The following is a 26,970-nucleotide window of genomic DNA, read 5'->3' as shown; positions in this document are numbered from 1 at the left end:
GCAGCAATGGAAACGAGCATCGTGGGCGTCGGAGTGGGCATCACCGATCGCTTCCGCACCGTCGTCGAAGAGAAGATCGCCAAGATCCAGACACTCGCCGCCAAGGCGCAACGTCTGGACGTGAAGGTCACGCACCGGGTCTACCGCAACGGGCGCATCCCGGACGAGACGGTCGAGCTGACGCTGGTCGGCAAGGGCCCCGTGGTCCGTGCCGAGGCCGTCGACGGCGACAAGTTCGTGGCTCTCGACCTCGCGATCGACAAGATGACGGAGCAGCTGCGCCGCGCGAAGGAGAAGCGCGTCGACGGACGACAGCATCCGCGCGGCCCGCACTTCGAGAAGGGCAGCGGATCGCTCGAGGGCATCGACGTGCAGCCGGCCTCCGCCGAGGTGCTGCACGCCGTCGCGACCGGCAGCATCCCGGTGCAGAGCGAGGAGGAGGAGGACTACTCGCCCGTCGTCATCCGCACGAAGAGCTTCGAGGCGGAGTGGATGACGGTGGAGGAGGCCGTCGACCGGATGGAGCTCGTCGGGCACGACTTCTTCCTCTTCGTCGATGCGCGCACCGACCACCCGAGCGTGGTCTACCGCCGCAAGGGCTGGGACTACGGTGTCATCGCCCTGAGCACGCAGGCTCCGCCCGCCGAGGCGCTCGCCTCCTGATCCGACCGAGAACGGCCCGATCCCCGCGGGGGTCGGGCCGTTCTCGTGCGAAGACCGGACGGCGTCAGTCGAAGATGCCGTCGAGGATGCTGCCGATGACGAGCCCGCCGAGGATGCCGGAGGCGAGGTCGCCGCCGCCCATCCCGCCGCCGCGACGAGGACCGCCGCCCCAGCCGCCGCCCCAGTCCTGATCCTGCGGGCGGGACGAGTCGATGTCGCGCTGCGCGAGCTGGAGGGCTTCCGCGGCGAGGTGCGCGACCCGGCGGGCCTGGGCGAGCGCCGCCTCGCGGGTCTCTTCGGCAGGAAGCAGGGCCGGGAGATCGACGCGGAGTCGTTCCGCCTCGGCGAGACGGGTGCGCGCATCGGCGCCGATCCATCCGCGATGCCCGGCGATGAGCCCGCGGGCCACGCCCAGCTGGCGGTCGGCGTCGTCGATCGCGTGCTGGACCTGCGCGATGCTCGGCAGCGGATTCTCGGCGCGATGCCGGGCCGTGGCGATCGCGTCGTCGAGGCCGGCGTTGGCTTCGCGCAGACGCGAGAGCTCGGCGAACGGGTCGTTGGGCTGGCCCGAGGGGGTGAGGGAGGCCAGGGCCGCCTGCAGCCGGGCGACGGCCTCCGCCACGGCGGGCGTGGAGGGAGCGGTCCGGGCGGCGATGAGGTCGTTACGGGAGTCGGCGATGACCTCGGCCAGGGTCGACTCGGCGCGCAGGGCCTCGATCTCGAAGTCCTCCACCGCGTCGAGCAGGGCAGCGGCGCGACGCGTCGCCTCGGTGGCCGTCTCCAGCGCGAGGTTCGCCTCCTCGTTCTGCTTCGCCGCGCGGCGACGCTCCGAGATGTCGGCGCTGTGGGTCGCGAAACGGATCAGCTGCTCCGCCTCGGCCGCGCTGGCGGTGATCTGATGCATGGCGGAGTCGGAGTAGCGGGCGGACAGCCGGGACACCGTCTCGTCCGTCTGCGGGATGCGGGCGCTCAGCGCCTCGGCGTCCGCGCGGACCTGGGCGATGATCTCGGGCGCGCGCCGCACCTTCGCGACGGACTCCGCGAGCACGGTGGTCTTCTCGTCCAGGAGGTCCTGGGCCCAGTCGCAGAGCTGCAGGATGCGCGCGTTCCGCGTGCGCAGCTCCTCGTCGGTGTCCGGGATCTCGTCGTGGTTGAGCTGGTGGAGCTGGAAGGCCTCCCGCAGGTGCGTGCGCACCGACAGCAGCGCGGCCTTGAGGTCGGCGGTCAGGGACTCGCCGAGCTCAGCCTCCGCGAAGACGAGCTCGTCGGAGGTGGTGCGGATGCGCTCGTCGGCGGCGACGAGTGCCTGTTCCGCACGCCGGGCGAGGTCCGCGTCCTGTGCGGCGAGTTCTTCCTGTTCGCGTTTGCGTCTGCCCCAAAATCCAGCCATGTGCCGATCCTAGTTTCCCGGGCGCGTGCGCGGGCTGAGCATCCGCTCCAGGCGAACGGCGGGCATCGTCGGCTGGTGCGTCAGGCGGGGAGGGCGACGGGGGAGGGCGTCGCCTTCGCGGGGCGTCCTCGCTTGGGGCGTTCGGTGGTCAGCTCCAGGGCCATCTCGGGATGGGGGTGTTGCGCGAGTCGGGCCTCCGCCTGGTCGAGCCACCGGAGTTCGGCCTCCGCGGCGCAGACGAGCGAGTCGAGGACGAGGGACCACGCGAGATCCTCGGGGCTGCCGGCGGCGAGGCCGGGGGAGGGCGTGCGCCGCAGGTCCTCGAGCCGCTGCCGCGAGGCGTCCCGCTGGCTGCGGAGGATGGCGGCGGCATCGACTCCGGGCAGCGTGGCCGCGACGGCGAGCTTCACGGCGAGCTCCTCGCGCGTCGCGGGAGCGCGGAGCACGGGGGTGGTGAGCCAGCGTGCCGCCTCGGCCGAGCCCGCGGGCGTGATGCGCCAGTACACGTGACCGTGGTCGTCGGCCTCCCCGCGCTGGACCAGTCCGTCCCGCTCGAGCCGCTCCAGGGTGTTGTAGATCTGGCCGACGTTGAGCGGCCAGGTCGATCCGGTCCGGCGGTCGAATTCGTGGCGGAGCTGGTAGCCGTAGCAGGGGCCCTGGTCGAGGATGGCGAGCAGGCTCTGGCGTACGGACATGACCGGTCTCCCGAGGATGGCGGATGGAAAGCAGTGCCGAGTATATGCATACCCGGCAATTTCTCGGACGCGGCGCGGCGGACCCATGCAGGCGACGTGGAGGTCACAGGCCGGTAACATGGCAAAGTATGCCTGGCGCTCGCCTCACGGCGGCCGGCGAATGACCCAATGACAGGGAGATGACATCCGTGGCGAATCCTCTTGAGAAGCTGCTGCGCGCAGGTGAGGGGCGGATCATCCGCCGTCTGAACCAGGTGGTGAAGGCGGTGAACGCCCTCGAGGAGGACATCTCCCAGCTCACGGACGACGAGCTGCGCAACGAGACCGCCGAGCTGCGCGCCCGCTACGAGAAGGGTGAGACGCTCGACCAGCTCATGCCCGAGGCCTTCGCCGCGGTGCGCGAGGCCGCCAAGCGGACGCTCGGCATGCGCGCCTACGACGTGCAGATCATGGGTGGTGCCGCCCTCCACCTCGGGAACATCGCCGAGATGAAGACCGGTGAGGGCAAGACCCTCGTCGCCACCTTCCCCGCCTATCTGAACGCCATCGCGGGCAAGGGCGTGCACGTCATCACCGTGAACGACTTCCTCGCGAGCTACCAGGCGGAGCTCATGGGCCGCGTCTACCGCGCCCTCGGCATGACGACGGGCATCATCGTCTCCGGCCAGACACCCGCCGTGCGCCGCGAGCAGTACGCGGCCGACATCACCTACGGCACGAACAACGAGTTCGGCTTCGACTACCTCCGCGACAACATGGCCTGGCGCAAGGAGGACCTCGTCCAGCGCGAGCACTTCTTCGCGATCGTCGACGAGGTGGACTCCATCCTCATCGACGAGGCCCGCACGCCGCTCATCATCTCCGGACCGTCGTCCGGCGAGGCGAACCGCTGGTTCGCGGAGTTCGCCAAGATCGCGCGCACGCTCGTCGCCGGCGAGGACTACGAGGTCGACGAGAAGAAGCGCACCGTCGGCGTCCTGGAGCCGGGCATCGAGAAGGTCGAGGACTACCTCGGCATCGACAACCTCTACGAGTCCGCCAACACGCCGCTCATCTCGTTCCTGAACAACTCGATCAAGGCGCTCGCGCTGTTCAAGAAGGACACCGACTACGTCGTCATGAACGACGAGGTCATGATCGTCGACGAGCACACCGGACGCATCCTCGTCGGACGCCGCTACAACGAGGGCATCCACCAGGCGATCGAGGCGAAGGAGGGGGTGCCGGTCAAGGCCGAGAACCAGACCCTCGCCACCGTCACTCTGCAGAATTACTTCCGCCTCTACGACAAGCTCGCCGGCATGACCGGTACGGCCGAGACCGAGGCCGCCGAGTTCATGTCGACGTACAAGCTCGGCGTCATCCCGATTCCCACCAACAAGCCGATGATCCGCAAGGACCAGCCGGACCTGGTGTACAAGAACGAGGCGGCGAAGTTCGCGCAGGTCGTGGAGGACATCGCCGAGCGCCACGCGAGCGGGCAGCCGGTGCTGGTCGGCACCACCAGCGTCGAGAAGAGCGAGTACCTGTCGCGCCTGCTCGCCAAGAAGGGCGTTAAGCACGAGGTCCTGAACGCGAAGAACCACGCCCGTGAGGCGGAGATCGTCGCCCGCGCCGGCCGCCTCGGCGCCGTCACGGTCGCGACGAACATGGCCGGCCGAGGCACCGACATCATGCTCGGCGGAAACGCCGAGTTCCTCGCGGTGCAGGAGCTGAAGGCGAAGGGACTCGACCCGGTGGAGACGCCGGAGGAGTACGAGGTCGCCTGGGACGAGACCTACGAGACCATGAAGAAGGTCGTCGAGGAAGAGGCCGAGAAGGTCATCGAGGCCGGTGGCCTCTACGTGCTCGGCACCGAGCGCCACGAGTCGCGCCGCATCGACAACCAGCTGCGCGGTCGGTCCGGTCGTCAGGGCGACCCCGGCGAGAGCCGCTTCTACCTGAGCCTCACCGATGACCTCATGCGGTTGTTCCAGTCCGGCGCCGCCGAGGCGATCCTCGCCCGCACGAACTTCCCCGACGACGTGCCGATCGAGTCGGGTCTCGTGTCCCGGGCGATCCGCAGCGCCCAGTCGCAGGTCGAGGCCCGCAACGCCGAGATGCGCAAGAACGTCCTCAAGTACGACGACGTCCTCAACCGTCAGCGCGAGGCGATCTACGCCGACCGCCGCCACATCCTCCAGGGCGACGACATCGCCGATCGGGTGCAGCACTTCATCGAGGACGCGATCAGCGGCGTCGTGAAGGACCACACCGGCGAGGGCCACAACGAGAGCTGGGACTTCGACGCCCTGTGGACCGAGCTGAAGACGCTGTACCCGGTGAGCGTCACGATCGACGAGGTCGTGTCGGAGGCCGCAGGACGCAAGGGCGGCATCACCGCCGAGGGCCTGACGCGTGAGCTGCTGTCGGACGCGAAGATCGCCTACGAGAAGCGCGAGGAGTCGCTGGGCGAGGCCGCGACCCGGGAGCTCGAGCGTCGCGTCGTCCTGCAGGTGCTCGACCGCCGCTGGCGCGACCACCTGTACGAGATGGACTACCTCAAGGACGGCATCGGCCTCCGGGCGATGGCGCAGCGCGATCCGCTCATCGAGTACCAGCGCGAGGGTTACGCGATGTTCCAGTCGATGATGGGCCAGATCAAGGAGGAGTCGGTCGGCTACCTCTACAACCTCGAGGTCGAGGTCCGTCGCGCCGGCGACGCCGAGACGGCGGAGGTCGAGGCCAAGGGGCTCGCCACCGACGGCGGAGAGCAGCGCCTGGAGTACTCGGCGGCGAACGACGCCGGCGAGGTCGAGGTCCGCAACGACCGCGGGCAGGTCCAGCAGGCCGCGACCGACCGGATGCGCCAGGCCGCGGCCCGGGCGCAGGCTCCGCAGCTGGCCGAGCCGGAGGAGGCGCCGCGCGGCGCCTTCGGCCAGCGCACGGAGCCGGCCGCCCCGGCGGCGGGCAACCGCGAGCAGCGGCGCGCGCAGAGCAAGAAGAAGAAGTAGCCTTCGGGTGACGAGGAGGGCCAGTCCGTGCGGATTGGCCCTCCTGTCGTCCCTGTAGGCTTGATCGATGACACCATCGCGCACCTTCGACCAGTCGTCGAAGCTCAAGAACGTCCTGTACGAGATCCGCGGAAACGCCCTCGTCGAGGCGGCGCGATTGGAAGCAGAGGGCCACCGGATCCTCAAGCTCAACACCGGCAACCCCGCGATCTTCGGCTTCGACGCCCCGCATCAGATCGTGCACGACATGCTCGCGGCGCTCCCCACGGCCCACGGCTACAGCGACAGCAAGGGCATCATCTCCGCCCGGCGTGCCGTCGTGAGCCGGTACGAGGAGATCGACGGGTTCCCCCGATTCGATCCCGACGACGTGTACCTCGGCAACGGCGTCTCCGAGCTGATCACCATGACCATGCAGGCGCTGCTGGACGAGGGGGACGAGGTCCTCATCCCCGCTCCCGACTACCCGCTCTGGACGGCCATGACGAGCCTCGCGGGCGGCACGCCCGTGCACTACCTCTGCGACGAGGAGCAGGGCTGGCAGCCCGACCTCGAGGACATCCGGTCCAAGATCACGCCGCAGACCAAGGCGCTCGTGATCATCAACCCGAACAACCCCACCGGCGTGGTCTACTCCCGGCAGGTGCTGGAGGGCCTCGTGCAGATCGCGCGCGAGCACCAGCTGCTCATCCTCTCCGACGAGATCTACGACCGCATCCTGTTCGACGACGCCGTGCACATCCCGACGGCGACCCTGGCCCCCGACCTGCTCTGCCTCACGTTCAATGGGCTCTCCAAGACGTACCGCGTGGCCGGCTACCGGTCCGGCTGGATGGTCGTCACGGGACCGCAGGACCACGCCAAGGGCTTCATCGAGGGCATCACGCTGCTGGCCTCGACCCGGCTCTGCCCGAACGTCCCGGCGCAGCACGCCGTCCAGGCGGCGCTGTCCGGGGTGCAGTCGATCGACGCCCTGATCGCCCCGACCGGGCGGCTCCACGAGCAGCGCGACATCGCCTGGGAGGGGCTGGAGGCCATCCCCGGCGTGTCCTGCGTGAAGCCCCAGGGTGCGCTCTACGCCTTCCCGCGACTGGACCCGAACGTGCACGAGATCCGCGACGACGCCAAGCTCGTCTACGACCTGCTGGTATCCGAGCACATCCTGCTCGTGCAGGGGACGGGCTTCAACTGGCCGACGCCGGATCACCTGCGCCTCGTGACCCTGCCAGAGCCGCGAGTGCTGAGCGAAGCCGTCGAGCGCCTCGGGAACTTCCTGTCGAGCTACCGGCAGTAGCCTCCGCGGGCACGGACGCATCGAGGTCGGCCGCCAGCCGGCGCACGGCGGCGACCATCGTCGAGCGCGGGGCGACGTCGGAGATCGGCCGGGCGTGGAGCAGCGCCGCATCGACGGCACGACGGTCGTAGGGCAGGAAGGCGATGTCGGTGAGGCCGGCGAACCTCTCCAGCGTGCGACGGATCTGACTCCGGGCGTCGAGGCCGAGGGGTCCCGGTCGCACCTGATTGACGACCACCGTCATCGGCGTCCGCCCCACGAGGCGGCGGACCTCGGCGTGGTCGCGGAGGAAACGGCTGATCCCCACCGGGTCGGCGGGAGCCACCGCCACGACCCGGTCCGCTGCGCCCAGTGCCGCGGTGGTCGCGGCGTGCCGACGGGGGCCGACGACATCATGGGTGGCTTCGTCGTCGGCGTCGATCGCCGCGGAGACGTCGACGATCGTCTCGTCCCGCCAGGTGCGGCAGGCCTCGAGGGCCGCCCGCAGCCGCGCATCCGACAGCTCCGGCCAGCGGCTCGGACGGTTGAGCCCGGCGAGCACGTCGACCTCGGTGCCGCCGGCGAGCAGCCGGACCGAGAGCCGGGAGAGCTCCGCGGGATCCAGCGCCCCGGTCCCCGCGCGGCGGCAGGCTCCGGCGAGCCCCGGGGCGTCGTCGTCCATGCCCAGGAGCAGGGCGAGCGAGGGAGCCACGGTGTCCGCATCGGCCAGGACAGTCCGCCGACCGCGACGGGCGAGCTCGACGGCGAGCTGGATCGCGACCGTCGACCGTCCGGGCGCCCCGTGCGGGCCCCAGACCGTCATGATGCGCGACCGGGAGACCGGCAGCCGCGGGGCGTCGAGCGCATCCGCGGACAGCGCCGCGGCGATCTCCCAGCCCGCCGCATCGGTGCGCAGTGGTGGGGCGAGCCCGAGCCGGGCCACCGCTCGGCTCTCCGGGTCGCCGAGCGTGAGGATGCGGACGCCTGCGCGGTCGCAGGCCGCCCGCAGCTCGGCCGTCAGCGTCTCCCTGGTCGCGGATACCACCACCGCCTCCACGTCCGGCTGCAGGCGCGCGATGAGGGCCGCGGGCGCGGCGGACGGCAAGGCTATCCCCGTGATGCCCTCCCACTCCAGCTCCGCCACGAGCGCATCCACGCGGGGCGCGGCCACGGCCAGGAGGACGACGCTCATGATCCGGACCCGACGGGGATCACGGAGAGCGCCGCCCCGCCGGTGACCGCGCCCAGCACGGCGGCGACGTCGCTGCGGTCGATCACGATCTCGACCTCCGCCGCCCCGTCGGCGAGGAGCCCGTCCGGTTCGAGGACGGTGCGGACGGCGACGTCCCCGACGAGGAGGCGCGGCTCATCGTAGGAGCGGCCGTCGTCGCGCAGCGGCGCCTGCCAGACCTCGACCTCCGTGCCGGTCGCCACATCCTCCGGCAGAGCGACGCTGCTCTCGACGACGACCGTGGTCGTGCGGCTGCTCTCCGCTCCGGCCGTCGCCGTCCGCGGCAGGAGCTCGCCCTTCGTCAGGGTGCGGGCCGCGATCCGCCCCGCGGCGAGCTGCTCCGGCCGGAGGTAGTCGTCGGAGACCGCCCCGAGCGCCACGTCGACGGTCTGGAAGTCGGAGGCACGGAGGACCTCGCCGCGGACGATCGTTCGCCGGGCCTGGAGCACGGGACTCGCCTGGTCCGCAGCGGTGACGATGGACCAGACGCCGGCGACCGAGGCGAGCACGAGGACGATGCCGACCGCGAAGCGGAGGTCACCCCGGAGGCGGCGACGAGGGGAGCGGAAGAGCGGGGCCATGGCGACATCGTCACAGAAACGCCGTCCGGGGCGACCGAGTTATCCACAAGGTCCCGCCGATCCCCGACACCGTGCCGGACGGCCGCCCAGAATGAGGGCATGACACCCCCGCACCCGCAGTCCCCCCGTTTCCTCGCGCCCGCCCAGGTCGCCGAGCTGCTGAGCATCGACATCGACGAGGTGATCGCCCTCGTGCACGCCGGGCATCTGCGCGGCGCCCCGCTCGGGGCACCCGCCCGGTGGCGCATCGAGGAGCCGAGCATCGAGGAGTATCTCGCCGCGCAGACGGAGGAGGCGCGGCGCATGGCGCTGTGGCGGCAGTCGCAGGCGGCCAGCTTCCCGGAGCTCTGGGGTCGTTCGGTCACGCCCTTCGCGTGAGCGTTCAGATCGACGCGGTGCCGAGGACGCGCACCGCGGAGAGCGCGGCGTACGGCACCATCCGGAAGCCGTGCACCGCATCCGCGCGGCGGGCAGCGCCGCTGTCGTGCTCGGCGAGATCCAGGTGATCGACGGCGGCACGGTCGATGGTGCCGTGCAGGTCGTCCCCGACCAGCAGTCGGAGCTGCACGGGGAGGCGACGCCGGGCGAGGTCGCGGAGCACGAAGCCCAACGTCATCCGCTCGCGCAGCGTCGGCGCGCCGGGGCTCTCCGCGGCGAGGCTCGCCAGCATCGCCCCGTGGTCGACCGTGAGCCCGCGCACCGCCGCCACCGGGACCAGCAGGACGGCGCTCTGCAGCCGTGCGCCCTGCGGCACCCGGGGGAGCGCGGCCACCCAGTCCACCCCCAGCGACCGCAGCCCCACGGGCACCCTGGCGCCGTCGGCGAGGTGGAGGATCGCCTCGGCCTGCGCCGCGCACAGGTGCCGCAGACGCGAGCGGAGATCGAGCCGGGCGATGCGGAGGCGCTCGGACTCGGCGTCGCGAGCGGCGCGTTCCGCCTCCCATTCCGCGGCGAGCTGCCCTTCCAGGTCGTCGAAGAGGGATTCCCAGTGCATCCGACCGAGCGTACGGCCGCGCGCCCCCGCACCCGAGTTATCCACATCGGCACCGTCGCGTACGGGTTGTCCACAGACCTTCGCCGTCGTCCCCGCCGGCGGTCCACGCCGTGGTCTACTGACGTCTCGCCGACGCCTTCGAGGGGAGAACCCGATGATGCTGGCCGAGTTCTTCGGACCACAGCCCACCCCCGCCGATCAGCTTCCCGACCCCGCGCTCCTGGTCCGGAGCCTCACACGGGGCGCGCTCGAGGCGCTCGCCGGGATCCGCGAGGTGGATCAGCTGGCGCGGTGGTTCAGCGAGGAGGCGTACCGCAGCCTCGTCACCCGTGCGAACCTCGCCGCTCGCGCCCGCAGCGCACGCGGGGTGCCGCCGGCCCGGCCGACCTTCGTCATCCGCACCGTGCGGGTGACCCATCCGCGCGACGGCATCGTCGAGGCGGTCGTCGTGGTGGCGGGGCCGGGGCGCACGCGCGCGGTGGCCCTCCGGCTGGAAGGGCTCGACCACCGGTGGCGCGCGACGTCGCTCGCCATCCTCTGAGGTGCGGGACTCTAGGCTGGGGAGGTGTCAACCCTCAGTGATCTCGCCCAGGCCCAGGGCCTTCTGACCGACGACGACGTGGAGTGGCTGCATCGGCTCGCCGGTGACGGACAGCTCCTCGCCGACCTCGCCTCCGCCGACATCGTCCTGTGGATCCAGACCGAGGACGGCTCGTTCATCGCCGTCGCGCACGCGCGGCCCAGTGGCGCGGCGACGCTGTTCTACCGCGACATCGTCGGCGAGCGCGTGCGGCCCCAGTGGCGGACGCAGGTGCAGGGCGCCTTCGAGTCCGCGGAGATCGTGGACTCGTCCTCGCCGGACTGGTTTGAGGAGACGCCGACGCGGGTGCGTGCGGTGCCGATCGTGATCGAGCGTCGCGGAGAGGACAAGGCTCCCCGCGTGATCGGCGTGGTGACGCGGCACACGAATCTCGGAGAGGTCCGCACCCCTTCCCGTCAGCAGATCACCTTCGACGAGTGCGCCAACGACCTGTTCCGGATGATCGCCGACGGGAGCTTCCCCGACCCGGCCGCGCCGACGTCGCCTCGACGCGGGGCGCCCCGTGCGTCGGACGGCCTGATCCGCATCGACGTCGACGGCATCACCACGTTCGCGAGCCCGAACGCGCTCTCCGCGTTCAACCGGATGGGATTCGACGACGAGCTGGAGGGGGAGTCCCTGGCCGAGGTGACCACCCGGCTCGTCCCGCCGTCCCGTCAGGTCGACGAGTCCCTGCCCGTCGTGGTGACGGGGCGCGCTCCCTGGCGCACCGACATCGAGGCGCGGGGGGTGACCGTCTCGCTGCGGGCGATCCCGCTGAAGGACCACGGCACGCGCATCGGAGCGATCGTGCTGTGCCGCGACGTCTCGGAGCTGCGTCACCAGGAGCAGGAGCTCATCACCAAGGACGCGACGATCCGCGAGATCCACCACCGGGTCAAGAACAATCTGCAGACGGTCGCCTCGCTGCTGCGGATCCAGGCGCGGCGCACGCACTCCGACGAGGCGCGCGACGCCCTCACCCAGGCCATGCGCCGTGTGGACGCCATCGCCGTCGTGCACGACACGCTCGCGCAGGGCCTCACGCAGAAGGTCGACTTCGACGAGGTCTTCCACCGGGTTCTCAAGCTCGTCGCCGAGGTCGCCTCGGCGCCGAACACCCGAGCGCGCACGCAGTCCACGGGGCGTTTCGGTGTGCTCCCCAGCGAGTACGCCACCCCGCTGGCGCTGGCGCTGACGGAGGTCGTGACGAACGCCGTCGAGCACGGTCTCGCCGGACAGGAGGGCGTCGTCACGATCGATGCGAAGCGCACGGAGGACAACCTCCGGGTGACGGTGCGCGACACCGGTCACGGGCTTCCCGAGGGTCGGGTGGGGCAGGGTCTGGGGACGCAGATCATCCGCACCCTCATCCAGGGCGAGCTCGGTGGCACCATCGACTGGCAGGGGAGCGAGGGCGAGGGCACCGAGGTGGTCATCGACATCCCGCTGCGCTGGCTGGAGCGCTGAGCCCGCCCGTGCACGCAGAAGCGGCCTGAGACCGGGTCTCAGGCCGCTTCCGTGAATCTCAGGAGGCGCGGCGGGCGCGGGCCGCGCGACGCTTGAGAGCGCGACGCTCGTCCTCGGAGAGGCCGCCCCAGACGCCGGAGTCCTGACTGGTCTCCAGGGCGTACTGCAGGCAGATCTCGGTGACCGTGCAGGTCGCGCAGACCGTCTTGGCCTTCTCGATCTGGTCGACGGCCGGGCCGGTGTTCCCGACGGGGAAGAACAGTTCGGGGTCGACGGTCAGGCAGGCGGCCTTGTCACGCCAGTCCATGGGGGCTCCTCGGTGTGGATTTCATGAGATGTCGCGATGCGACCTCTCGATTCGGGTGACGGTTCGGGTTCCGCTACCCTGTTGAGATACGGGCGGATGCCCGCTGATTGTGATGCGAACGCGAACGTTCGCCCCACGCCGCTGTGGGAGCACATGACTTTCTCTATTCTGTTACATGAATACCCTGAAATCAAGGGTTTTCTCGTCATTGGATCCCCGGGAGGACACCCGTGCGCGCACCGGGAATCGCCCGCGCCGCCGCCGCCGTGCTGGCGGTGGAAGCCGTCGCCCTGCTCGTGTTCGCCGCGATCGAGATGGCCGGACTCGGGGCGGGGGACGCCGCGTCGCTGCCGACGGCCATCGCTCTCATCGTCCTGACGCTGATCGGCGCCGCCGCACTCGCGGCCTTCGCGTTCGGCACCCGCGCGGGACGCTCCTGGGCGCGATCCGGGGGCGTGGTGTTCCAGGTCCTCGCGATCGCCCTGGCGCTCGGAGCCCTCACGCTGCCGCCCATCCCGTGGGCCTTCGTGCTCGGACTCGGCATCCCGGCCGTCGCGGGCTTCGCGCTCCTCATCGCGAGCGCACGCCGGGAGGGCTCACGCCGCGAAGCGGAGTGAGCGGGACCCGACCCGTCAGGCGTCGATGCCGAGCTGCTTGCGCAGCCGCGCGACGTGGCCCGTGGCCTTCACGTTGTACTGCGCGCTCGTGATGACGCCGTCTTCGTCGAGGACGAACGTCGAGCGGATCACGCCTTCGACGAGCTTGCCGTAGTTCATCTTCTCGCCCCAGGCGCCGTACGCCTCGTGCACCGCGTGGTCGGGGTCGCTGAGCAGCGGGAACGTGAGGCCGTCGCGGTCGCGGAAGGCGGCGAGCTTCGCCGGCTCGTCCCGCGAGACGCCGACGACCTGATACCCGGCGCCCTGCAGCGACGAGATGCTGTCGCGGAAGTCGCAGGCCTCCGTCGTGCACCCCGGCGTCATGGCGGCCGGGTAGAAGTACAGCACCGTCTTCGTGCCGCGGAGGTCGGCCAGGCGGACGGTGTTCCCGTCCTGGTCGAGCAGGGAGAAGTCGGGGGCGGCGGTTCCGGTTTCCAGGCGTTCGGTCACCCGTCCAGCCTATCGTCCGGGGGGCTGCTCCGCCTTGTCGGCGAAGGTCTGCAGGAGGCGCTGCAGGGAGTCCAGCCGGGCGCGCCCCGTCTCGCTCAGCTCGCCGCGCTCCGCCGCCTCGATGAGGGCGCAGTCCGGCGCGTCGGGGAGGTGGGTGCAGCCGCGCGGGCAGTCCTCGGCGATGACGGCGAGCTCGGTGAAGGCGGCGAGGATGTTCGCGGGGTCGACGTGCCCGAGGCCGAAGGAGCGGACGCCGGGGGTGTCGATGACCCAGCCGGAGCCGTCGGCGCTCTCGTAGCGCAGCGAGACGGTGGAGGAGGAGGTGTGTCGCCCGCGGCCGGTGACCTGGTTCACGTGTCCGGTGGCGCGGCCCGCGGTGGGCACCAGGGCGTTCACCAACGTCGACTTGCCGACACCGGAGTGTCCGACGAACACCGTCGAGTGGCCGATGAGCGCGGCGCCGATCTCGTCGACCGGCATCTCGTCCTGTGCGCTCGTGAAGACCCGGAGATCGAGGCCCTCGAAGTGCGCGAGGAACGGCGCGGGGTCGGCGAGATCGGTCTTCGTCACGACGAGGAGGGGACGGATCCCGGCATCCAGGGCGGCGACGAGGTAGCGGTCCACGAGACGGGCGCGGGGCTCGGGGTCGGCCGCCGCGACGACGACGAGCATCTGGTCGGCGTTCGCGACGATCACCCGCTCGACCTCGTCGGTGTCGTCGGCGCTGCGGCGGAGGAGCGAGGTGCGCTCGACGATGCCCACGATCCGGCCGAGCGTGCCCTCGTCGCCCGAGGTGTCACCGACGACGCGGGCCCGGTCGCCCGTGACGATCGGCGTGCGCCGCAGCTCTCGTGCGCGGGCGGCCGTGATCGTGCGCTCCTGCGGGGTGTCCTCGTCGAGGAGGACGGAGTACCGGCCCCGGTCGACGCCGAGGACGCGGCCGATCTGCGCATCCTCGTGCGCAGGACGGCGTTTGGTGCGCGGCCGGTTGGCCTTCGGGTTCGGTCGGGTGCGGATGCTGCTCTCGTCGTAGTCCTCGAAGTCGTCCTCGAGGTCGTCGTCGTCGTTCAGCCAGCTCACCCGTCAGCCTCGCAGCATCCGCTCCCAGAGCATCGTGAACTCCGGGAGGGTCTTGGCGGTGGTGCCGATGTCGTCGATGACCACGTCGGGGACGCGGAGGCCGATCAGCGCGCCGGTCGTCGCCATCCGATGGTCGTGGTGCGCGGCCCAGGTGCCGCCCCGGAGCGGACCGGGAACGATGCGGATGCCGTCGGGGAGCTCCTCGGCGGTTCCGCCGAGCGCGCGCAGGTTCCCGACGAGCGCCGCGATCCGGTCGGTCTCGTGGAGGCGGATGTGTCCGATGCCGCGGATGGTCGTGGGGCCGTCGGCGAAGGCCGCGAGACCGACGAGGGTCGGCGTCAGCTCGCTGGCGGCGGAGAGATCGAGATCCAGTCCACGGATTCCGGATCCGGCCCGCACGGTGAGCACGCCGGCGTGACGGCTGACGTGTGCACCCGCCGCCTGCAGGATCTCGGGGAGCAGCGCTCCGGGCTGGGTCGAGTGCGCCGGCCAGCCGGTGATCGCGACGGAGCCTCCGGCGACGAGGGCCGCCGCCAGGAACGGGGCGGCATTGGAGAGATCCGGCTCGATCGGGATCTCCTTGGCACGGGGGACTCCGGCCTCCACCAGCCATTCGCCCACGGCGGGGCGCTCGATGCGGATGCCGCGGCGGCTCAGGGCCTCGATGGTCATGTCGATGTGCGGCAGGCTCGGCAGCCGCTCGCCCGTGTGCACGAGGTGCAGGCCGACGTCGAAGCGCGGGGCCGCGAGCAGCAGCCCGGACACGAACTGGCTGGAGGCCGACGCGTCGATCTCCACGCGACCGCCGCGGATGTGGCCGTGGCCGCGGATGGTGAACGGGAGGGCCCAGGTGCCCTCGTCGTCGATGTCGACGCCGAGGTCGCGCAGGGCGCTGATGAGCCCGCCCATGGGCCGGTGCAGAGCCGTCTCGTGCGCGGTGAGGTGGACGTCCTGCTCCGCGAGGCCCGCCAGCGGCGCGATGAAGCGCATGACGGTCCCGGCCTGGCCGCAGTCGATCGTCGTGCCGCCGCGGAGCTTGCCGGGCGTGATCACGAGGTCGGGACCGAACTCATGACCGGCGTCGACCTCCTCGATGCCGACGCCGAGTGCGCGGAGGGCCTCCACCATGCGCTGCGAGTCGTCGGAGTGCAGCGGCGCGATCAGGCGGCCGGGGCCGTCCGCGATCGCCGCGATGAGGAGTTCGCGGTTCGTGAGGGACTTGGAGCCGGGGATCGTGAGCTCGGCGTGCACCGGGCCGTCGATCGTGGGCGCGGGGTAGGCGCCCTGCACACGGGTGGGGGAATACCTTTTGGCGCTCATCGGTTCTCACCTTAGTAAACGCAACGCCGTCCTCGTGAGAGGCGGCCCCCGTGCGAAGGGAAGAGGATGCCTGCGACGCTGGAACGCGAGGTGATCGACCTCAGCCGCCTAGACTGGCCGGTGATGGACGACACCGCAACCGCAGCCACCGTCGGCGACCCTCGGCGCGAGTTCGAGGAGCAGGCGCTCCCCTTCATGGACCAGCTCTACGCCGCCGCGATGCGCATGACGCGCAATCCCGCTGACGCTGCCGATCTCGTGCAGGAGACCTTCGTCAAGGCCTACGGCTCGTGGTCGACGTTCGCGCAGGGCACGAATCTCAAGGCGTGGCTGTACCGCATCCTCACCAACACGTACATCAACATCTACCGCAAGCGGCAGCGCGAGCCCTTCCAGGGCACCATCGACGAGCTCGAGGACTGGCAGCTCGGCGGCGCGGAGTCGACCACCGCTTCGCACAGCCGGTCGGCGGAGGCGGAAGCCATCGACCGCATGCCGGCGTCGGTCGTGAAGGACGCGCTGCAGGCGGTTCCGGAGGACTTCCGGCTCGCGGTGTACCTCGCCGACGTCGAGGGCTTCGCGTACCAGGAGATCGCCGACATCATGAAGACCCCCATCGGCACCGTGATGAGCCGTCTGCACCGTGGCAGGCGGATGCTGCGGGAGCTGCTGGCCGACTACGCCGCGGAGCGGGGAATCGCCGCGGCTGACCCGAGGAGCAAGAAATGAGCGACTGCGGCTGCGACAAGGCCCGTCAGGATCTGGAGGAGTACCTCCGCAACGAGGTGTGCAAGACCGAGCACGCCGAGATCCGCGAGCACCTGGAGAACTGCCCGGCGTGCCGGGACGAGGCTCTGGTGGCGACGACCCTCACCGAGGTCATCGCCCGCGCCTGCAAGGAGACCGCTCCGGAGGAGCTGCGCGACCAGGTGTTCGCCCGGCTCCGCGAGGTCCAGGCCGCGCAGCACTGAGCGCCCCCGGGGCGCGGAGCGTCGGAGACCGCCCGTAGGCTGTGTGCATGGCCCTCATCGATGCGCGCGGGATCCCCGCTGACCAGACGTCCGTCGACCGCCTCGCGGGGGAGGGCCTCGAGTACCGGGTCCTCGATACGACGGATTCGACGCGCGTCGCCGCCTTCCAGCGGGCGATGGCCCGCGGGTTCCTCGGCGCCGACCCCTCGGAGGCGGCTCGTGAGGAGGGCGTGGGCACGCTGAGGAGCCGGCGCAACATCGGCGTCTACGAGCCCGACGCCCCGGCCGACCGCTTCCCGGTGGCGACCATCGACTCCTGGGTGACGCCGCTGACGATCCCCGGCGGCGAGATCGGGATGTGGGCGATCAGCGGGGTCACCGTAGCCGGCACGCACCGCCGCCGTGGCATCGCGCGCGCCCTGCTGGAGGGCGAGCTGCGCGCCGCCGTCGATGCCGGCCTCCCCGTCGCGGGCCTCACGGTGTCCGAGGCGACGATCTACGGCCGGTACGGCTTCGGCTCCGCCGTCCCCGTGGCGCGGTTCACCGTGGACGTGCGCCGCGCCGGCTGGGCGGGCCCCGTCCCGGCCGGCCGCGTGGAGTACCTCGAGCGCGAGGAGTTCGCCGAGGCGCTGGCGGAGGCGCACGAGCGCGCCCGTACCGCGCGGTCCGGTCAGGTCCCGGGGTCGGCGGCCCGCTGGGCGGGCATCAGCGGGCTCGCGACCACCGACACCGACCGGGATCGGGTGCGTGGCGTCCGCTATCGCGACGAGTCCGGTCAGGTGCGCGGCGTGATGGCCTTCCACCTCAGCGAGCGCGGCGGCACGTTCCGGTTCGCGATGCACGTGCGCCTGCTCGTCGGCGAGACGGCGGAAGCGACGGCTGCGCTGTGGCGGTTCGCGCTGCAGCACGACCTCGTCGACGAGGTGACCGCCGATCTCCGACCGCTCGACGACGCCCTGCCGTGGCTGGTCGCGGACCCGCGCGGCGTCACCCAGGAGGTTCACGACCACGGTTGGCTCCGCATCCTGGACGTCCCCGCCGCGCTCACGGCCCGGACCTACGCCGCGCCCCTGGACACCGTGCTCCGCATCGAGGACCCCCTGGGATTCGCCGCGGGCACCTGGCGCCTGCGCGTCGACCCAGAGGGGCGGGCGCACATCGAGGACGCTCCGGGCGCCCAGGCGGACCTCGTCCTCGACGTCTCCGCGCTCTCGTCGATCTACGCCGGCAGCATCCGCGTCGCCGCGCTGCACGGAGCGGGCCGGATCACGGGCCCGGTGGACGCCGTCGAGGCACTGGACCGTGCGTTCGTCGCCTTCCCGGCGCCTTCCCTCGACATCTGGTACTGACCCACGGACCGAGAAGGGCGCCCCGGCCGAAGCCGGGGCGCCCTTCGTCGTCAGAGAGGCGGTCAGCCCAGGGTGACCGCCGCGCGGATGAGCGCGGCCTGCTCGGTCGCGTGCACCTTGGACGATCCCGTCGCCGGCGAGGCCGACGCCGGACGCGAGACCGGGCGGAACGAGCGGTCGCCGGGGACGTCCGCGAAGGCCAGAGCCAGGAACGGCCAGGCGCCCTGGTTCTCCGGCTCCTCCTGCACCCACACGAGCTCGGCGTTCGGGTACGAGTCGGTGATCTTCTTCAGCTCGTCGATGGGCGTCGGGTAGAGCTGCTCCAGACGCACCAGGGCGATCTCCGGGTTCGGGTTCTTCTCCAGCTCGGCGCGGAGGTCCCAGTGCACCTTGCCGCTGTGCACGAGCACGCGCTTCACGGCGGAACGGTCGAGACCGCGGTCGTCGTCGAGGACCGGCTCGAAGCGGCCCCCGGTGAACGCCTCCACCGGGCTCGTCGCGCCGCGCAGGCGCAGCATGGCCTTCGGCGTGAACACGATGAGCGGCTTGCGCGGGCGGGCGTAGGCCTGCCGGCGCAGCAGGTGGAAGTGCGACGCCGGGGTCGACGGACGGGCCACGATCATGTTGTCCTGCGCGCACAGCTGCAGGAACCGCTCGATGCGCGCGGAGGAGTGGTCCGGTCCCTGGCCCTCGTAGCCGTGGGGGAGCAGGAGCGTGACGCTGGACTGCTGACCCCACTTCTGCTCCGCGGCGGAGATGTACTCGTCGATGACCGACTGGGCGCCGTTGACGAAGTCGCCGAACTGCGCCTCCCACAGCACCAGGGCCTCTGGCGCCTCCACGGAGTAGCCGTACTCGAAGCCGAGCGCGGCGTACTCGCTGAGGAGGGAGTCGTAGACGAAGAAGCGGCCCTGCGCGTCGGACAGGTTCGACAGCGGCAGCCACTCCTGGCCGTTCGCCCGGTCGTGGAGCGCGGCGTGCCGCTGCACGAAGGTCCCGCGGCGCGAGTCCTGGCCGGCGAGGCGCACCGGGGTGCCCTCGACCAGGAGCGAGCCGAAGGCGAGCAGCTCGCCGAAGCCCCAGTCGATGTTCCCGTTGCGGCTCATGTCGAGGCGCTTCTCCAGCAGCTGCTGGATCTTCGGGTGCACCGTGAAGCCCTCGGGCTTGTTCACGAACGCGTCGCCGATGAGGCGGATGACCTCGGCGGGGACACCGGTGACCTCGGGGGCTCCGACCTGGTCCTCGACCTGCGGGGCCTCCTCGGGGGCGATCGGGGTCGCGCCGGTCTCGGCGGCGTGCGTCTCGGCGAAGGCGATCTCCAGACGGTTCTGGAAGTCGGCCTTGGCCTCGTCGTACTCCTCCTCGGTGATGTCGCCGCGACCGACGAGGGACTCCGTGTACAGGCGGCGGACGGAGCGCTTCGCCTGGATGAGGTCGGTCATCAGCGGCTGCGTCATCGAGGGGTCGTCGCCCTCGTTGTGCCCGCGTCGGCGGTAGCAGACGAGGTCGATCACGACGTCGCGGTGGAAGCGCTCGCGGTACTCGAACGCGAGCTGCGCGACGTGGATGACCGCTTCGGGGTCGTCGCCGTTCACGTGGAAGACCGGAGCCTGGATCGTCTTGGCGACGTCGGTGGCGTAGACCGAGGTGCGGGCGTCGCTCGGCGTCGTGGTGAAGCCGACCTGGTTGTTGACGACCACGTGGATCGTGCCGCCCGTGCGGTAGCCGCGCAGCTGGGACATCTGCAGGGTCTCGACGACGACGCCCTGGCCGGCGAAGGCCGCGTCGCCGTGGACGAGGATGGGCAGCCAGGCGAAGGTGCCGATGGGCTTGCGGTCCTGCTTGGCGCGGACGATGCCCTCCAGCACGCCGTCGACCGTCTCCAGGTGGGAGGGGTTGGCGGCGAGGTACACCGGCAGCGCGGAGCCGTCGTCGGCGACGAACGTGCCCTCGGTGCCCAGGTGGTACTTCACGTCGCCCGAGCCGCGCTGGTTGCCGGGGGTCTGCGTGCCCTCGAACTCGCGGAAGACCTGGCCGTACGTCTTGCCAGCGATGTTGGTGAGCACGTTCAGGCGGCCGCGGTGGGCCATGCCGATCGCGGCGCCCTCCAGCCCGGCCGTGGCCGCGCCCTGGAGGATCTCGTCGAGGAGCGGGATCAGCGACTCGCCGCCCTCGAGCGAGAAGCGCTTCTGGCCGACGAACTTCGTCTGCAGGAAGGTCTCGAAGGCCTCGGCCTCGTTGAGCTTGCGCAGCACGCGCAGCTGCTCGTCATGGCCGGGCTTCTGGTACTTGACCTCGACCTTCTCCTGGAACCAGCGGCGCTGCTCCGGGTCCTGGATGTGCATGTACTCGATGCCGAGAGTGCGGCAGTACGAGTCGCGCAGCACGCCGAGGATGTCGCGGAGCTTGGCGACGCGGCGTCCGCCGAACCCGCCCGTGACGAACTCGCGGTCGAGGTCCCAGAAGGTCAGGCCGTGGCTCTCGATCTCCAGGTCGGGGTGCGAGCGCTGACGGTACTCGAGCGGGTCGATGTCGGCCATGAGGTGACCGCGCACGCGGAAGGAGTTGATGAGCTCCTGCACGCGCGACTGCTTGTCGACGCGCTCGGCGAGGTCGACCGCGATGTCGGGGTTCCAGCGGATGGGCGCGTACGGGATGCGCAGCGCCGCGAAGATGTCGTCGTAGAAGCCCCGCTGCCCGATGAGCAGCTCGTGCACCTTCTTCAGGAACTCGCCGGAGCCGGCGCCCTGGATGACGCGGTGGTCGTAGGTGCTCGTGAGCGTGATGGTCTTGCCGATCGCGAGCTCGTTGAGCGTCTTGTCGCTCGCGCCCTGGAACTCGGCGGGGTACTCGAGGGCGCCGGCGCCGATGATGCAGCCCTGGCCCTTCATGAGACGCGGGACCGAGTGCACCGTGCCGATGCCGCCCGGGTTGGTGAGCGAGACCGTGGTGCCCTGGAAGTCGGCGGCGGTGAGCTTGTTGGCGCGGGCGCGGGTGACGAGGTCCTCATAGGCGGCGAGGTACTCGGTGAAGGTCATGGTGTCGGCACGCTTGATGCTCGGGACCATGAGGGCGCGGGTGCCGTCCGGCTTCGGCAGGTCGATCGCGATGCCGAGGTTGACGTGCGCCGGGGCCACGACGGAGGGCTTGCCGTCGATCTCGGCGTAGAAGACGTTCTGGCTGCGGAACTCGTCGAGGGTGCGGATGAGCGCCCAGCCGATGAGGTGGGTGAAGCTGACCTTGCCGCCGCGCGTGCGGGCCATGTGGTTGTTGATGACGATGCGGTTGTCGATCATCAGCTTGGCCGGGACCGTGCGGACGCTCGTCGCGGTGGGGACGGTGAGCGATTCGTCCATGTTCGCGGCGAGGGTCTTCGGCAGACCGCGCAGCGGGGTGACCTTGTCCTCTTCGGACGGCTGCTGCGTCTCCTTGGACTCCTGCTTCGGCTTCGGCGCCTGGGCGGGGATCGGCGCGGCCGCCGCCGGCTTCGCGGTGGTGCGGGCGACGGGCTGTGCTCCGATCACGGGGATGGGAGCGGTCACGGGGTGCGCGGGGGCCGCGGTCGCGGCGGGAGCGGCAGCGCCTCCGGCGGCCGTGGTCTCGGAGTGGTACTTCTCCAGAATGGGCCACCACTCCTTGTCGACCGAGTCGCGGTTCTCCTTGAACTGCTCGTAGAGCTCTTCGACGAGCCAGGAATTGGCTCCGAACCCCCCGTCGCCACCGACGCCGGTCACCTGGTTCGACACGCTCTATCGCCCTCTTTCATCGCTGAAGATCTCCGATGCGGACGCACGACGCAGGATGCGCTCGGGCCCGCACACTCTCGACCACCAAGCCTAACCTGTTTCGACCGAGGAGACGTCGCACAGCACGACCCGTGGCGCGCCGATCTGGGTACCGTGGAGACATGGAGTTCTCAGGTGCGCAGCCGACCGTCGATCTGACCTACTCGGACGTCTTCCTGGTGCCGCGCCGCTCGGCCGTCACCAGTCGCCTCCAGGTCGATCTCGCTCCGCACGACGGCACCCCGGCGACGCTGCCGCTCGTCGCCGCGAACATGAACTCGGTGACCGGGCCGCGGATCGCCGCCGTGCTCGCGCGCCGAGGGGCGCTGGGCGTGCTGCCGCAGGACCTCCCGCTCCAGGAGCTCGACGCCGCTATCCGCGACGTGAAGGGGCAGCCGGTGCTCTGGGACACGCCGCTCGTGCTGCCCCCGGAGGCGACCGTCGCCGACGCCCTCCGCCTGCTCCCCGCCGCCCCCGGCCACGGCATCGTCGTGGCCTCCGGCGCGGCGCCGATCCCCGTCGACCGCATCGTCGGGGTGCTCCCGGCCACCCGTCTCGCGACCGCGCTGCCCGACGCGCAGCTCGGCGACCTCGTGCACCGGGGCACGCCGTCCATCGACGCGGACGACATCGGCTCCGAACGGCACGCCTTCGACGTCATCACCGAGGCGGACGTCGAGGTCGTCACGGTGGTCCACCACGGCCACCTCGTCGGGACGCTGAGCGCCCGCAGCGCCCTCCGCGCCACGCTGTACCGGCCGGCCGTGGACGCCGACGGGCGCCTCGCCGTCGCCGCGGCGGTCGGCATCAACGGCGACGTCGGGGCGAAAGCGAAGGCGCTCGCGGCGGCCGGGGTGGACGTGCTCGTCGTCGACACCGCGCACGGCCACCAGGAGGGCATGCTCCGGGCGCTGCAGGAGGTCGCGTCCCTCGGGCTCGGGCTCCCCATCGTCGCGGGGAACATCGTCACCGCGGACGGCGTGCGGGATCTCGTCGACGCGGGCGCCTCGATCCTCAAGGTCGGCGTCGGACCAGGGGCGATGTGCACGACGCGGATGATGACGGCGGTCGGTCGTCCCCAGTTCTCCGCGGTGCTGGAGACCGCGCAGGCCGCCGCCGAGGCCGGAGCGCATGTCTGGGCCGACGGCGGGGTGCGCTACCCGCGGGACGTCGCCCTCGCGCTCGCTGCCGGTGCGGCCTCCGTCATGGTCGGCTCCTGGTTCGCCGGGACGATCGAGGCCCCGGGCGAGCTCCAGCGCGACACGGACGGTCGTCTGTTCAAGGAGTCGTGGGGGATGGCCTCGACCAAGGCCGTGCAGGCGCGGTTCGGTCGGCTCGACGCCTACGAGCGCGCGCGCAAGGAGCTGTTCGCCGAGGGCATCTCCTCCTCCAGGATCTACCTCGACCCGCTGCGCCCGGGAATCGAGGACCTGCTCGACATGATCACGTCGGGCGTGCGGTCGTCCTTCACCTACGCCGGGGCCGCGACCGTGCCGGAGTTCCACGACCGCGCTCTCGTCGGACTGCAGTCGGCGGCGGGCTACGAGGAGGGCAAGGCGCTGCCGGTCAGTTGGTGATCACCTGCCGCGACCACAGTCCGCTTCTGTAGAATCGAGCGCACTATGGACGACCCTCCCAGTTGCCGAACATCGCCCCACCGTCCCGTTCTCTCCCCGGAGAGGAAGATCTGATGGACTACATCATGTTGGGCGTGGGGCTTCTGCTCACGGTCGGCACCGGCCTCTTCGTCGCGAGCGAGTTCGCCCTCGTGAACCTCGACCGCGCGGATCTGGAAGCGCGGCAGGCGCGAGGCGAGTCCCGCCTCTCGCTGACGATCAGCGCCCTGCGGCACACCTCGACGCATCTCTCCTCCGCACAGCTCGGCATCACGCTGACCACGCTGCTGACCGGATACACGATGGAACCGGCGCTGTCCAACCTCCTGCGCCCCACGCTGGTTGCCTGGAGCATCCCGGAAGCTGCCGTCGCTCCCATCGCGACCGTGGTGGCGATGTTCGTCGCGACGGTGCTCTCGATGATCCTCGGCGAGCTCGTCCCGAAGAACTTCGCGCTGGCGCTGCCCCTGGCCACGGCGAAGCTCGTCGTCCCGTTCCAGATCGCCTTCACGACCGTGTTCAAGCCGGCGGTGGTCGTGCTCAACGGCAGCGCCAACGGGGTGCTGCGCAGCATGGGCATCGAGCCCAAGGAGGAGCTCTCCGGCGCCCGTAGCGCGGAGGAGCTCTCCTCCCTCGTGCGACGGTCGGCGAGCGCCGGAGTGCTGGAGGCCGACACCGCGACGCTGCTGGACCGCACGCTCACGTTCTCGCGGCTCACCGCGGCCGACGTCATGACGGCGCGCCCGAGCATGCACGCGATCGCCGCCGGCGACTCGGTCGACGACGTGATCCAGCTGGCGCGGCGCACCGGCCACAGCCGCTTCCCGGTCTTCGACGAGGACCTCGACGACATCACCGGCGTCGTGCATCTCAAGGCCGCCATCTCGGTGCCGCGGGAGCGCCGGGCCGAGGTGCCCGTCGGTGCTCTCGCGACCGATCCGCTGCGCGTGCCGGAGACCGCCCACGTCGACGCGCTGATCTCCGACCTCCGCGGTCGCGGATATCAGCTCGCGGTCGTCGTGGACGAGTACGGCGGGACGGCGGGGATCGTGACGCTGGAGGACCTCGTGGAGGAGCTGGTCGGCGAGGTGTCCGACGAGCACGACCGGACGAGGGCCGGCATCATCCGCAACCGCGACGGGGTGACCTTCCCCGGCGAGCTGCGTCCGGACGAGCTGCGCAGCCGCGCAGGCGTCGAGGTGCCGGAGGGCGATGTGTACGACACGGTCGGCGGCTACGTCATGAGCGTCCTCGAGCGGGTGCCGGTCGTCGGCGACGAGGTGCCCCTGGAGAGCGGCACGCTGCAGGTGGTCCGCATGGACGGCCGCCGCGTGGATCGGGTGCGCTACGTCCCGAGACCGGATGCCGTCGTCATCGAGGGGGTGTCCCTGTGAGCGATTGGGGAGGCCTCGCCTGGCTCGTCGTCCTGCTGGCGGCGAACGCGTTCTTCGTCGGCGCCGAATTCGCGGTGATCTCCGCGCGGCGCTCCCAGATCGAGCCGAAGGCGGAGCGCGGGTCGCGCCCGGCCAAGACGGCGCTGTACGCCATGGAGCACGCGACGCTCATGCTCGCGACCTCGCAGCTCGGCATCACGATCTGCTCGCTGCTCATCCTGAACGTGTCCGAGCCCGCCATCCACCATCTGCTCGCCGTGCCGCTGCACGCGCTGGGCTGGTCGGACGGCGCGGTGGACGTCGTGTCGTTCACGATCGCGCTGCTCATCGTGTCGTTCCTGCACGTCGTGTTCGGCGAGATGGTGCCGAAGAACCTCGCGTTCTCGATTCCGGACCGGGCCGTGCTGCTGCTGGCGACGCCGCTGGTGTGGGTGTCGAAGGTCTTCATGCCGGTGATCTGGCTGCTGAACGCGGCGGCGAACGGCGTGCTGCGCCTCTTCCGGGTGGAGCCGAAGAACGAGGCGGCGTCGACGTTCACCCTCGATGAGGTCGCGACCATCGTCAACCAGTCGCGCCGCGAGGGCGTGCTCATGGACACCGCGGGCACGGTGACGGCCGCGGTCGAGTTCACCGACAAGAAGGCGCGCGACGTGGCCGTTCCGCTGAGCGACCTCGTCACGCTGCCGCAGACGACCACGCCCGACGACATCGAGAAGGCGGTGGCCCGCTACGGGTTCTCGCGCTACGTGATCGTCGACGACGAGGACGTCCCGATCGGCTACGTCCACCTCAAGGACATCCTGCGGGCCTCGGAGGGCCCGGATGCCGAGGCCAAGGTGCTCGAGCCGATCCCCGGCAAGCGCATCCACCACATGGTGCCCGTGCAGGAGGACACCGATCTGGAGGACGCGCTCGCCGTCATGCGACGGGCGGGTCGCCACCTCGCCAAGGTCCGCGACGCCCGCGGGGAGACCACGGCCGTGCTGTTCCTGGAGGACATCCTCGAGGAGCTCGTCGGCGAGGTGCAGGACGCGACCCGTCGCGTCCGCGGCCACTGACATCCGGATACGCGAAGGCCGCCGGCTCCCTCGGGGACCGGCGGCCGTCGTCGTGGGCGTCAGCGCCAGTGCGCCCGCTCGTACTGCGGCGGCCAGGCGACCTCGTCGCCCAGCTCGTGCGCGGCCCGGAGCGCGAAGTGCGGGTCGCGCAGCCACTCCCGTCCGGCGAAGATCGCGTCGGCCGCCCCGTCGGCGAGCACCTGCTCGGCCTGGGCGGCGGCGGTGATGAGGCCCACGGCCGACACCGGGATCCGCCCGCCCTGGCGGACGGTCTCGGCCAGCGGGACCTGGTAGCCGGGGGAGACGCTGATGCGCTGGTGCGCGACGAGGCCGCCGCTGGAGACGTCGATGAGGTCGGCGCCGCGCGCGGTCGCCCAGCCGCCGACCGTCGCCGCCTCCTCGGGCGTGAACCCGCCCTCGGCGTGATCCGTCGCCGAGATCCGGACGAAGACCGGCACACCCTCGCCGGCTGCCTCGCGCACCGCGTCCACGACGCGCAGCAGCAGCCGGGCCCGGTTCTCCAGCGAGCCGCCGTACTCGTCCTCGCGGAGGTTCGACAGCGGCGACAGGAACTGGTGCAGGAGGTAGCCGTGGGCACCGTGGATCTCGATGACGTCGAAGCCCGCCTCGAGCGCCCGACGGGTCGCCGCGGCGAACCCGTCGACCACGCGGTCGATGCCCTCCGCGTCCAGCGCGACCGGCGCGGCGAACCCCTCGTAGGCCACCGCGGACGGGGCGGTGGTCGTCCACCCGCCCGCGGCGGCGGGGACCGAGCCGCGCTCGTCGGCCCAGGGCCACCAGGTGGAGGCCTTCCGCCCCGCGTGCGCGAGCTGGATGCCCGCGGCCGCCCCGCGGTCGTGGATCGCTCGGACAATCGGGCCGAGGGCGTCGCGCTGGGCGTCGTCCCACAGCCCGAGGTCGCGCGGGGAGATGCGCCCCTCCGGCACGACGGCCGTGGCCTCGGCCACGATGAGCCCGGCGCCGCCCGAGGCGAACTGCGCGAGGTGGGTGTGGTGCCACTCCTGCGCCACGCCGTCGACGGCGCTGTACATGCACATGGGGGAGACCCAGAGGCGGTTGCGGAACGTGGTGGACCGGATGGTCAGCGGGGAGA

The 26,970-nt window shown here is 71.2% G+C and carries 24 protein-coding genes; 13 read left to right on the top strand and 11 right to left on the bottom strand.

What is annotated here, in order from left to right; translation table 11 throughout:
* Window positions 1–6 precede the first annotated feature (6 nt).
* Window positions 7–663: a ribosome hibernation-promoting factor, HPF/YfiA family gene (gene hpf, locus D8M34_RS14880; RefSeq protein WP_025103048.1), complete on the top strand. Its 657-nt coding sequence runs from the start codon at window positions 7–9 to the stop codon at window positions 661–663.
* A gap of 64 nt (window positions 664–727) precedes the next feature.
* Here hpf and D8M34_RS14875 read toward each other — a convergent pair whose 3' ends face one another.
* Together D8M34_RS14875 and D8M34_RS14870 are read right to left on the bottom strand one after the other, a co-directional pair.
* The gene (locus D8M34_RS14875; RefSeq protein ID WP_085607165.1) at window positions 728–2,053 is read right to left on the bottom strand and encodes a hypothetical protein; all 1,326 of its coding nucleotides are present in this window, start codon (window positions 2,051–2,053) and stop codon (window positions 728–730) included.
* A gap of 80 nt (window positions 2,054–2,133) precedes the next feature.
* The gene (locus D8M34_RS14870; protein ID WP_085607167.1) at window positions 2,134–2,748 is read right to left on the bottom strand and encodes a PadR family transcriptional regulator; all 615 of its coding nucleotides are present in this window, start codon (window positions 2,746–2,748) and stop codon (window positions 2,134–2,136) included.
* A 188-nt stretch (window positions 2,749–2,936) separates the two neighbouring features.
* On the opposite strand from D8M34_RS14870, the gene secA reads away from it, so the two are divergent.
* Both secA and D8M34_RS14860 read left to right on the top strand, forming a co-directional pair.
* Window positions 2,937–5,741, top strand: a complete 2,805-nt coding sequence (gene secA, locus D8M34_RS14865) for a preprotein translocase subunit SecA (protein WP_126894375.1) — start codon at window positions 2,937–2,939, stop codon at window positions 5,739–5,741.
* A 67-nt stretch (window positions 5,742–5,808) separates the two neighbouring features.
* A complete protein-coding gene (locus tag D8M34_RS14860; protein ID WP_126894374.1) occupies window positions 5,809–7,035 on the top strand; it encodes a pyridoxal phosphate-dependent aminotransferase in 1,227 nt (408 codons plus the stop codon).
* Here the strand turns inward: D8M34_RS14860 and D8M34_RS14855 are convergent.
* Entirely contained in the window at window positions 6,926–8,206 is a 1,281-nt protein-coding gene (locus tag D8M34_RS14855; protein ID WP_126894373.1) for an AAA family ATPase, read from the bottom strand. The two genes, D8M34_RS14860 and D8M34_RS14855, sit on opposite strands and share 110 nt — an antisense overlap.
* A complete protein-coding gene (locus tag D8M34_RS14850; RefSeq protein ID WP_126894372.1) occupies window positions 8,203–8,826 on the bottom strand; it encodes an SAF domain-containing protein in 624 nt (207 codons plus the stop codon). The genes D8M34_RS14855 and D8M34_RS14850 overlap by 4 nt, the downstream gene beginning before the upstream one ends.
* Window positions 8,827–8,925: 99 nt before the next feature.
* Between D8M34_RS14850 and D8M34_RS14845 the strand changes: the two genes are divergently transcribed.
* Window positions 8,926–9,204, top strand: coding sequence for a helix-turn-helix domain-containing protein (locus D8M34_RS14845; protein ID WP_126894371.1), 279 nt, complete (start codon window positions 8,926–8,928; stop codon window positions 9,202–9,204).
* A gap of 4 nt (window positions 9,205–9,208) precedes the next feature.
* Here D8M34_RS14845 and D8M34_RS14840 read toward each other — a convergent pair whose 3' ends face one another.
* The gene (locus D8M34_RS14840) at window positions 9,209–9,820 is read right to left on the bottom strand and encodes a hypothetical protein (protein ID WP_126894370.1); all 612 of its coding nucleotides are present in this window, start codon (window positions 9,818–9,820) and stop codon (window positions 9,209–9,211) included.
* 154 nt (window positions 9,821–9,974) lie between these two features.
* Here D8M34_RS14840 and D8M34_RS14835 point away from each other — a divergent pair, with 154 nt between their 5' ends.
* Together D8M34_RS14835 and D8M34_RS14830 are read left to right on the top strand one after the other, a co-directional pair.
* A complete protein-coding gene (locus D8M34_RS14835; RefSeq protein ID WP_062766506.1) occupies window positions 9,975–10,361 on the top strand; it encodes an Rv3235 family protein in 387 nt (128 codons plus the stop codon).
* A gap of 24 nt (window positions 10,362–10,385) precedes the next feature.
* Window positions 10,386–11,870: a sensor histidine kinase gene (locus D8M34_RS14830; protein WP_025103058.1), complete on the top strand. Its 1,485-nt coding sequence runs from the start codon at window positions 10,386–10,388 to the stop codon at window positions 11,868–11,870.
* Window positions 11,871–11,928: 58 nt separating this feature from the next.
* Here D8M34_RS14830 and D8M34_RS14825 read toward each other — a convergent pair whose 3' ends face one another.
* Window positions 11,929–12,177: a WhiB family transcriptional regulator gene (locus D8M34_RS14825; RefSeq protein WP_017203224.1), complete on the bottom strand. Its 249-nt coding sequence runs from the start codon at window positions 12,175–12,177 to the stop codon at window positions 11,929–11,931.
* A gap of 230 nt (window positions 12,178–12,407) precedes the next feature.
* On the opposite strand from D8M34_RS14825, the gene D8M34_RS14820 reads away from it, so the two are divergent.
* The gene (locus D8M34_RS14820; RefSeq protein ID WP_085607177.1) at window positions 12,408–12,794 is read left to right on the top strand and encodes a hypothetical protein; all 387 of its coding nucleotides are present in this window, start codon (window positions 12,408–12,410) and stop codon (window positions 12,792–12,794) included.
* A 15-nt stretch (window positions 12,795–12,809) separates the two neighbouring features.
* Here D8M34_RS14820 and bcp read toward each other — a convergent pair whose 3' ends face one another.
* Genes bcp through aroA form a run of 3 tightly spaced genes read right to left on the bottom strand, consistent with a single transcriptional unit; the run spans window position 12,810 to window position 15,683 of the window.
* A complete protein-coding gene (bcp, locus tag D8M34_RS14815) occupies window positions 12,810–13,283 on the bottom strand; it encodes a thioredoxin-dependent thiol peroxidase (RefSeq protein WP_102208316.1) in 474 nt (157 codons plus the stop codon).
* Between the two features lie 9 nt (window positions 13,284–13,292).
* On the bottom strand, window positions 13,293–14,363 hold the full coding sequence (gene rsgA, locus D8M34_RS14810; protein WP_085607179.1) for a ribosome small subunit-dependent GTPase A: 1,071 nt from the start codon (window positions 14,361–14,363) through the stop codon (window positions 13,293–13,295).
* Between the two features lie 3 nt (window positions 14,364–14,366).
* Window positions 14,367–15,683, bottom strand: a complete 1,317-nt coding sequence (aroA, locus tag D8M34_RS14805) for a 3-phosphoshikimate 1-carboxyvinyltransferase (RefSeq protein ID WP_085607181.1) — start codon at window positions 15,681–15,683, stop codon at window positions 14,367–14,369.
* Window positions 15,684–15,749: 66 nt separating this feature from the next.
* Between aroA and D8M34_RS14800 the strand changes: the two genes are divergently transcribed.
* Genes D8M34_RS14800 through D8M34_RS14790 form a run of 3 tightly spaced genes read left to right on the top strand, consistent with a single transcriptional unit; the run spans window position 15,750 to window position 18,003 of the window.
* Window positions 15,750–16,412: a sigma-70 family RNA polymerase sigma factor gene (locus tag D8M34_RS14800; RefSeq protein ID WP_025103063.1), complete on the top strand. Its 663-nt coding sequence runs from the start codon at window positions 15,750–15,752 to the stop codon at window positions 16,410–16,412.
* On the top strand, window positions 16,409–16,654 hold the full coding sequence (locus D8M34_RS14795; protein WP_025103064.1) for a zf-HC2 domain-containing protein: 246 nt from the start codon (window positions 16,409–16,411) through the stop codon (window positions 16,652–16,654). The genes D8M34_RS14800 and D8M34_RS14795 overlap by 4 nt, the downstream gene beginning before the upstream one ends.
* Window positions 16,655–16,701: 47 nt before the next feature.
* A complete protein-coding gene (locus D8M34_RS14790) occupies window positions 16,702–18,003 on the top strand; it encodes a GNAT family N-acetyltransferase (protein WP_126894369.1) in 1,302 nt (433 codons plus the stop codon).
* A gap of 62 nt (window positions 18,004–18,065) precedes the next feature.
* Here D8M34_RS14790 and D8M34_RS14785 read toward each other — a convergent pair whose 3' ends face one another.
* Window positions 18,066–21,749, bottom strand: a complete 3,684-nt coding sequence (locus D8M34_RS14785) for a multifunctional oxoglutarate decarboxylase/oxoglutarate dehydrogenase thiamine pyrophosphate-binding subunit/dihydrolipoyllysine-residue succinyltransferase subunit (RefSeq protein WP_025103066.1) — start codon at window positions 21,747–21,749, stop codon at window positions 18,066–18,068.
* 161 nt (window positions 21,750–21,910) lie between these two features.
* Between D8M34_RS14785 and guaB1 the strand changes: the two genes are divergently transcribed.
* From guaB1 to D8M34_RS14770, 3 genes are all read left to right on the top strand, one after another.
* A complete protein-coding gene (gene guaB1, locus D8M34_RS14780; RefSeq protein ID WP_126894368.1) occupies window positions 21,911–23,365 on the top strand; it encodes a GMP reductase in 1,455 nt (484 codons plus the stop codon).
* A gap of 113 nt (window positions 23,366–23,478) precedes the next feature.
* Window positions 23,479–24,798, top strand: coding sequence for a hemolysin family protein (locus D8M34_RS14775; protein ID WP_025103068.1), 1,320 nt, complete (start codon window positions 23,479–23,481; stop codon window positions 24,796–24,798).
* Complete coding sequence (locus D8M34_RS14770; RefSeq protein ID WP_025103069.1) at window positions 24,795–25,856, top strand: hemolysin family protein; 1,062 nt, start codon at window positions 24,795–24,797, stop codon at window positions 25,854–25,856. Before D8M34_RS14775 ends, D8M34_RS14770 begins: the two co-directional genes overlap by 4 nt.
* Before the next feature lie 59 nt (window positions 25,857–25,915).
* Here the strand turns inward: D8M34_RS14770 and D8M34_RS14765 are convergent, their stop codons facing one another.
* Window positions 25,916–26,962 (bottom strand): NADH:flavin oxidoreductase/NADH oxidase, encoded by a 1,047-nt coding sequence (locus tag D8M34_RS14765; RefSeq protein ID WP_126894379.1) that lies wholly within the window; start codon window positions 26,960–26,962, stop codon window positions 25,916–25,918.
* Window positions 26,963–26,970: the final 8 nt, after the last annotated feature.

The organism is Microbacterium sp. HSID17254 (assembly GCF_003989315.1).
Classification (GTDB): Bacteria; Actinomycetota; Actinomycetes; order Actinomycetales; family Microbacteriaceae; genus Microbacterium.
Note: the sequence above shows the minus strand (reverse complement) of the source record. Positions and strands in the feature narration are given on the sequence as shown.

What these genes read in the sequence shown, in the direction of transcription:
- D8M34_RS14795 (WP_025103064.1), top strand. Translation starts at nt 16,409, where the DNA reads ATGAGCGACTGCGGCTGCGACAAGGCCCGTCAGGATCTGGAGGAGTAC.
- hpf (WP_025103048.1), top strand. Translation starts at nt 7, where the DNA reads ATGGAAACGAGCATCGTGGGCGTCGGAGTGGGCATCACCGATCGCTTC.
- D8M34_RS14825 (WP_017203224.1), bottom strand. Translation starts at nt 12,177, where the DNA reads ATGGACTGGCGTGACAAGGCCGCCTGCCTGACCGTCGACCCCGAACTG.
- D8M34_RS14835 (WP_062766506.1), top strand. Translation starts at nt 9,975, where the DNA reads ATGATGCTGGCCGAGTTCTTCGGACCACAGCCCACCCCCGCCGATCAG.
- D8M34_RS14850 (WP_126894372.1), bottom strand. Translation starts at nt 8,826, where the DNA reads ATGGCCCCGCTCTTCCGCTCCCCTCGTCGCCGCCTCCGGGGTGACCTC.
- D8M34_RS14845 (WP_126894371.1), top strand. Translation starts at nt 8,926, where the DNA reads ATGACACCCCCGCACCCGCAGTCCCCCCGTTTCCTCGCGCCCGCCCAG.
- aroA (WP_085607181.1), bottom strand. Translation starts at nt 15,683, where the DNA reads ATGAGCGCCAAAAGGTATTCCCCCACCCGTGTGCAGGGCGCCTACCCC.
- D8M34_RS14775 (WP_025103068.1), top strand. Translation starts at nt 23,479, where the DNA reads ATGGACTACATCATGTTGGGCGTGGGGCTTCTGCTCACGGTCGGCACC.
- D8M34_RS14840 (WP_126894370.1), bottom strand. Translation starts at nt 9,820, where the DNA reads ATGCACTGGGAATCCCTCTTCGACGACCTGGAAGGGCAGCTCGCCGCG.
- D8M34_RS14860 (WP_126894374.1), top strand. Translation starts at nt 5,809, where the DNA reads ATGACACCATCGCGCACCTTCGACCAGTCGTCGAAGCTCAAGAACGTC.
- D8M34_RS14855 (WP_126894373.1), bottom strand. Translation starts at nt 8,206, where the DNA reads ATGAGCGTCGTCCTCCTGGCCGTGGCCGCGCCCCGCGTGGATGCGCTC.
- D8M34_RS14870 (WP_085607167.1), bottom strand. Translation starts at nt 2,748, where the DNA reads ATGTCCGTACGCCAGAGCCTGCTCGCCATCCTCGACCAGGGCCCCTGC.
- D8M34_RS14800 (WP_025103063.1), top strand. Translation starts at nt 15,750, where the DNA reads ATGCCTGCGACGCTGGAACGCGAGGTGATCGACCTCAGCCGCCTAGAC.
- D8M34_RS14790 (WP_126894369.1), top strand. Translation starts at nt 16,702, where the DNA reads ATGGCCCTCATCGATGCGCGCGGGATCCCCGCTGACCAGACGTCCGTC.
- D8M34_RS14875 (WP_085607165.1), bottom strand. Translation starts at nt 2,053, where the DNA reads ATGGCTGGATTTTGGGGCAGACGCAAACGCGAACAGGAAGAACTCGCC.
- guaB1 (WP_126894368.1), top strand. Translation starts at nt 21,911, where the DNA reads ATGGAGTTCTCAGGTGCGCAGCCGACCGTCGATCTGACCTACTCGGAC.